Origin of the sequence: Mycobacterium sp. (assembly GCF_052144515.1) — a bacterium.
Taxonomy (GTDB): Bacteria; Actinomycetota; Actinomycetes; order Mycobacteriales; family Mycobacteriaceae; genus Mycobacterium.
On sequence record NZ_JBKQQD010000076.1, the window covers coordinates 1 to 6613 of the forward strand.

Annotated in this window: 3 protein-coding genes, 3 pseudogenes and 1 other annotated feature; all 6 genes and pseudogenes read right to left on the reverse strand. The window is 64.1% G+C overall.

The window, feature by feature from the left end:
• Positions 1-148: 148 nt before the first annotated feature.
• Entirely contained in the window at positions 149-1189 is a 1041-nt protein-coding gene (locus ACLP9N_RS03950; RefSeq protein ID WP_442406167.1) for a tyrosine-type recombinase/integrase, read from the reverse strand.
• Positions 1186-2139 carry a tyrosine-type recombinase/integrase gene (locus tag ACLP9N_RS03955; protein ID WP_442406168.1) on the reverse strand — a complete coding sequence of 318 codons (954 nt, stop codon included), beginning with the start codon at positions 2137-2139 and terminating at the stop codon, positions 1186-1188. Before ACLP9N_RS03955 ends, ACLP9N_RS03950 begins: the two co-directional genes overlap by 4 nt.
• Positions 2136-3335 carry a tyrosine-type recombinase/integrase gene (locus ACLP9N_RS03960; protein WP_442406169.1) on the reverse strand — a complete coding sequence of 400 codons (1200 nt, stop codon included), beginning with the start codon at positions 3333-3335 and terminating at the stop codon, positions 2136-2138. Before ACLP9N_RS03960 ends, ACLP9N_RS03955 begins: the two co-directional genes overlap by 4 nt.
• A 138-nt stretch (positions 3336-3473) precedes the next feature.
• Positions 3474-4417: pseudogene (locus tag ACLP9N_RS03965) on the reverse strand (IS3 family transposase); the annotation flags it as partial.
• Positions 3996-4127 (reverse strand) — a sequence feature (AL1L pseudoknot). Its footprint overlaps the pseudogene before it by 132 nt.
• 56 nt (positions 4418-4473) lie before the next feature.
• Positions 4474-5145, reverse strand: a pseudogene (locus ACLP9N_RS03970) (3-hydroxybutyryl-CoA dehydrogenase); the annotation flags it as partial.
• 232 nt (positions 5146-5377) lie between these two features.
• Positions 5378-6379 (reverse strand): annotated as a pseudogene (locus tag ACLP9N_RS03975) (IS256 family transposase); the annotation flags it as partial.
• Positions 6380-6613: the final 234 nt, after the last annotated feature.

The window sequence follows — 6613 nt, forward strand, 5'->3', positions numbered from 1 at the left end:
CCGAAGTATATTGACTGCGGGCGTGGGTGTTAAGCCGAGTTCGGATTAACACCGACTATGCCGAGGTTTGCGTTAAGCCGAGGAATCGTGGGGTGGCCTGTTCGGGCGGGGTTCGCTGAGGAATTCCTCGGCTTAACGTTTCGGGGAGCTATCGGAGACTGTAGAGGGCTTGGAGTTTGTCTTCGGTGAGCGGTTCGGTGGCCAGGGTGTTGATCGTGGGGGTGGCCGCGTTGATGGCTTCTCGCATCATGTCCAGGGTCGCGAATGCGTAGAACGCTGTTGTGGTGGAGGCGTTTTCGTGGCCGAGGAGTCGCATGATGACCGGCAGTGGGATCCCCTGCTGGTAAAGGTCCATGGTTTTGGTCTTGCGCAGCAAGTGGCAGTGGATGTTCTCGGGGACCGAGGGACACTCGTTGCGCGCGGCTGCGGCGGCTTGCTTGAGCACGGCCGAGATCGTGTCGGTTGACAGTTCGGCGGGTCGTCCGTGGTGCAGGCTGTAGAACACCGGCCGTGTTGCGGGGAGTTTCGCGGGGTTGGGATGGAACTCGGCGAGGTAGACGCGCAGATGATCGATTGTCTTCTCGGTGAGCGGCACGATGCGGGTCTTGTTTCCTTTGCCGGTGAGGATGACGTGCCCGGGCTCGGTCAGGCAGAGATCCTGCAGGGTCAGGCCAGTGATCTCGCCCACGCGTGCAGCGGTGTCATACAGCAGGATGAGCAGCATCCGATTCCTGCGGGATTTCGTCGTCTGCCCGGTGAACGCGGCAAGGAACGCCCGTGTTTGGGGTTCGGTGAGGTACTCGATGGGCGTCTTGGGGTGAATCGGGGCCTTGAGGACCTTGGCTGCCTGGCTGAGCGCGACGAGGGTGATGTCTTCATGGGACGCGTACGCCAGGAACGCTTTAACCGCGCTCAGACGCAACATGACGGTCTTGGGCGAGTAGCGCCGCTGATCGGTCATCCAGGTCAGCCATCCTTTCAGGTGCTGGCGATCGAAGTGGTCGAAACTGACGCGGTCGCGTTCCACATGCTCGGTCTCGGTGAGGTAGCCCAGGAAGCACTCCAGGCTGATCCGGTACGCCTCAATCGTTGTCGGCGAGAGTCCCCTGGTCTTGGGCATGTAGGCGTGCAGGTAGTCACGGGCGAATCTGAAGAAGTCCGGGGCGTCGGTTCTCGGGTCGCGTCTCATTCGAATCCCACCTCCGGCAGCAGTGACTGGCTCTTCCGGGTGATCTGGGCGTAGGCGTCCATGAAGTCGGGAGAGGTGTGAATGTAGTAGTAGGTGCTGTCAAAGGTCGCGTGGCCCATATAGCGGGACAGGTAAGGCAGCATCGCGGCGACATCTTTGCCCTGCCTCATCCATCGTTCGATGGCGGCGTAGGCGAAATGGTGCCGGAAGTCGTATGGCCGCGGCTGCTGGCCGCCCGCGGGCCGGGCCAGTCCGGCCTGGTCCCAGATGCGACTAAACATCTTTCCGACTGTTGCCGGGGTGACCTGGTTGCCGGCGGCGGAGACGAAGAACGTCCGACGCGAGGCGAAGTGTGCACGCGATGTTCGATCGCAAGCATTAAGGATCTCGATGACCTGACCGGTCAAAGGCAGTCTGCGGCTACGATTTCCCTTGGACCAGACGATGTCGATATGCCCGCCATCCAGGTCGACCTGCCCGGTCTGCAGGGCACGGGTTTCACCGGTCCTGAGCCCGCACGAGTGCATCAGCGTGAAGAACGCGACCGCCTGCCATCGCCACGGGGACTGCGCCTCGCTCTGTGATGCGGCGGTGAAGAACAACTCGATCTCACGCCGGGTCAACAGGTAGGGGCGAGGAGCAACGAACGGGGCTTTCCAACGGTCGGAGAGCACATAGGCGTCGTTGGCTCCGTTCGCCTTCAGCCACCGTCCGAAGTCGCGGATGTAAGACAGCCACGACCGGTACCGGCCCGAACGTTCCAGCTGAACGCTCACCCATCCTTCGACGGTGTCCTTATCGAACACGGCCCGGTCGTGTTCGCTGCAGTAGCCGTCGAACTTTTTCAGGTACCAGATGCGGGAGGCGCCGCAGAACCCCATGCTCGCCTTGAACGCCAGGTACGCGTCCAGCTCGGTGGCGAACGCGCTAGTGAAACCGTGACTGCTCATGGCCGCACACTTTCAGGAACCGGGAGCACGCATTCGAGCAGACGCTCTCGGTCGACTCTCATATAGAGGTTGGTCGATTCCGGGCTGGCGTGGCCAAGCACGGCCGAGATCGTCGGAAGCGGGACCGCTGCGGCCAGCAGCCGCGACGCGGCGTTGTGGCGCAGGAACCGGGTCCCAGCCTTGACATCGGTCACTCCCGCTTTCCGGAACGTCTCAACGGTCACCCTGTGCACCGACGCATGATCGGCCAGCCGGGTATGCGGGGCCACCGAGCGCAAGAACACGTGATCATCGCCCGAGCCGGGTCGCTCGTCGAGCACATAGTCAGCGAGCTTGCCCATCACCAGCGCCGGCAGCGGCAGGGTCAGCGGGTTACCCGTCTTCTGTTGCACGATCCCGATCGTCTGCCCACGCCAGTCGATATCTCCCATGCGCAGCTCAACGATGTCGCAGGCCCGCAATCCCGTCGTGAGGGCCAGCAGTGTGATCGCCGCGTCCCGGGCACTCACCACCCCCGCCGCGCACGCGCGCAACACCAGCTCCTCGTCGTCATCACCCAGGACAGGGATAATCGCGTGGAAACGTTTAACACCAGCCAGATTCACCGCGTCGACCAAATCGGTACGGCCCGTGAACTTCAGGAACGGGCGAAAGTTCGACACCACCCAAAACAAGGACGACTTCGCCCACCTGCCCAGCAGGGACTCCAAGAACGCCAGAACACTGGCGCCATCGGCGCCGCCGAGCTCAACGATCCCGCGTTCTTCCAGGAACACCAGGTAGTTGCGCGCCACCCGCCCGTACGCAGCTCGCGTGGCCGGCGCCAGACCACGACGACTCATCTCCGCTTCCCAGGCAGCATCCAGCGCAGCGAACTCGCTCACCCCGGGCCGCGGGCCCCCGCCGCCGCGTCCACGAACCGAAAGGTCCACCCGGCCGGTACGCACATACGAGTCGAACACGCCAACCAGACGCCGGTAATCGAACCGGCGCTGCGCGCTGAACCGGCCAGTGCGCGGACTGACCGTCATAGACGCGAATTCAGCGCCCAACCCGACGGAATACACACGCTCCGAGGCGAACTCAGACAGCGCCCTGATCGTCTTCGCGTACTGAGCGATGGTCGACTCCATGTAGCCAGCCGAGCGCAACTCCGCAACAACAACCACGCCGATCTGTATGACCGTCATATCCATAGCCGTCTCCTTCCACAGACGAAGAGATACGACGGACGCTAACCACAGCCCGAAACGTTAAGCCGAGGAATCCGCAAGCAACCCCCGCCACTACAGGCCATCTCCACGAATCCTCGGCTTAACGCAAACCTCGGCATAGTCGGTGTGATGAATCACCCCGCCCAGATCGGCGACGCCGTGGCGGCCCCTGGTCCAGATCGCGTGCTCGACGGCATCCAGGACCAGTTGCGTGGTCATCGAGGTCGAGGTGCGCCAGCCAAGGATGCGCCGGGCGTACGCGTCGGTGACGAACGCGACGTAGACCCATCCCGACCACGTCGACACATAGGTTATGTCGGCGACCCACAACACGTTCGGCGCGAGGGGGCCGAACCGGCGCCCCACTAGATCGTTCGCCCGCGCGGCCGCGGGATCAGCGATTGTGGTGCGCTTGACTTTGCCGCGCCGCACCCCTTGCAGCCCAAGGGCTTTCATCAACCTCTCGACGGTGCAGCGGGCCACCGTGATCCCTTCCCGGTTCAACTGGAGCCACACCTTGCGGGCGCCGTAGACACCGAAATTCTCTGCGTGGACCCGGGCGATGTGCTCGCACAGTTCCGCGTCGCGGCGCCGCGCCGGCGACGGTGCCGATTCCCGGCGGCGGGCGTCGTAATAGGTGGACGGGGCGATCGGGATGCCGTGCGCACTGAGCACCCGGCAAATCGGCGCGACCCCGAACCGGCCGGCGTGACCGTCGATGTACTCCACGATCAGCCGAGTCGGCGGTCGAGCTCCGCCGCGGCGAAAAACGCCGACGCTGTCTTCAAGATGTCATTGGCCAGCCGGAGCTGCTTCACCTCGGCGCGCAGCCGCCGCAACTCGGCGGCCTCCGCGCTGGTGACACCGGGACGCCGCCCGGCATCCACCTGCGCCTTGCGGACCCAGTTCAGCACGGTTTGCGGGGTGCCAATGCCCAGCTTATCGGCCACGGACTGCGCCGCGGCCCAGTCCGAGGTGTACTCACCCCGCACCTCGGCGACCATACGGATCGCACGCTCACGCAACTCGGGCGGATAGTTGTTTGACGGCTTCGATGATGACATGACGTTCACTCTCACTCTCAAAAGAAGTGAAGTGTCCGGACACGCCGGGGCGATTCAACAACGGCCTTGTCGACGTCTTCGACAGTGGCGAACCCGGCCTCTACCATCCGGATCGCCGACAGCAGGTAAGGAATCAGTAGCGCGTTCACCACAAAGCCGGACCGGTCGGAGCAGCGCACCACCTGTTTCCCGAGCACCACACCGGCAAACTCCTCGGTGCGGGCGGCGGCGGCTTCGTCGGTGACGAGCGTGCTGACCAACTCGACCAGGGGTAGCACCGGGACCGGATTGAAGAAGTGCAAGCCCAGCACGCGCTGTGGGTTCTTGGTGGCCGCGGCGATCTTCATGATCGGGATGCTGGAGGTGTTCGACGCGAGCACTGCGTCGGGATCGGTGACGACTTGGTCGAGCTCCGCGAAGATCTCGGCCTTGATGGCCTCATCCTCGACAATGCCCTCGATCACCAATTGCCGGTCGGCCAGGTCATTCAGGTCTGTGGTGAAGGTCAGCTTGGCGAGCGCGCGGTCGCGCTCACGCTCGGTCACCTTGCCTGCGCTGACGCCACGCTCCAACGACTTCACGATGCGGTTGCGTCCCGCGGTGATCAGCGCTTCGGTCGGCTCGAACACCGTCACGCCCACACCGGCGCGGACGGAGACCTCGGCGATACCGGACCCCATCTGCCCGGCCCCGACGACCCCAACCCGCTGGATCGCTGCGTCGCTCACTGTTCTCCCCGGTCGTATCTTCGTGCACCGCAATAGGCCCCGCCCAGGTTGGCTGGGCGGGGCCTGTGCTGTCAACTTCTCCCAAGTGACCTACGTCACCGGTTTCACGTCTCAGTGAAACCTGTCAGTGACTCAATCCCACGGTTTCACTTCGTCTTCGCGGGCAAGGGTGGCGTCCCAGGAGCGGTGTAAATTTGGCCTGACGTAGGTTCCGCTCGCTTGCTCCATGATCTTATGCGGTGGCGCTGACAGGTTTGGTTGGCGCCAGGCTGGTTTCGGTGTGATTTTCCGAATTCCTTTGCGGCAGTTCGGCTGGTGGGTCGTGCAGTGCGCGGCGCAGGTCGGCCAGCAGCCGCAGCCCGGCCGGGGTCATGGTGAACCCGCGCCATCCGGCCGAAGCGCGGTCGAGTACCGCCCACACCAGTTTGAGGCAGGAGTGCTCGCCGGGCAGCCGGCCGATCACCTTGACCCGGCGGCGGGTCTCGCCGAAGGTGCGCTCGATGAAGTTCGAATGCCGCACGCGGGTCCAATGCTCGCGCGGAAGCCGGAGATAGACCGTTAGCGATTCACGGTCATCGAGCAGGCAGCGCACCGCCGCCGGGTAGGAGTCCCGCCAGCGCTTGGCGAACGCCTCGATCCTGTTCTGGGCGAGTTTGACCGCGTCGATGCCGGGTTCGACGTCCTCAGGCAGATCGAAGATCGCCCAGTAATCGGCTTTGACGTCCGCCTGCGCATTTTTAGGCACCTTGGCCAAGATGTTGCGGGCGCGATGAATCAGGCAGCGCTGCCGCAACGCCGCGCCCATGGTGCGCTCGACCGCGCCGATCAGCCCGGGTGCGCCGTCGCTGATCACCAGCAGCGGACACGCCAGGCCGCGTTCGCCGAGCCCGGTCAAGAAACCTTCCCAGGCGTCACCGGACTCCGACGAGGCCGCATCGAGCCCGACGAACACCGGTTTGCCGTCGGTGTCGATACCCCACGCTGCCAGTACCGGCTCGGCCGACGCGTTCGCGTGGTACTTAAAGTGCGACCCGTCCAGGAACAGGTAATCCAGCTCGACGTCGTCGAGGCGGCGGGCGCTCCATTGCTCGAACTGGGTCTTGATCTCCTCGCATATCCGCGACACCGTCGACTTCGACACCGCGGCGGCCTCGCCGAGCGCTTCGACCAGGGTGGCCTCCACGTCGCGGACCGACAGGCCGCGCACGAACCCGGCGATCACCAGCGACTCTAGACGGTATGGGAAGGCTGGGGCCTCACTGCATGTGAACGTGGGTTGCCGACAGGAATCAGGTCCTGGCCGGTAGAGCCACAAGATGTAGGAGGCCCCAGTGAAACGTCATCGTACGAGCCAATCTGACCTTGCGGTCGCCCTGTGGGGGTGAAAATTGTGTGGTGGTCGCCTGTCGACGCCGTCTAACACTGTGGTCCTGCGAGGCCGTGTATCGAGCCGGGCGTCGGATGTCGC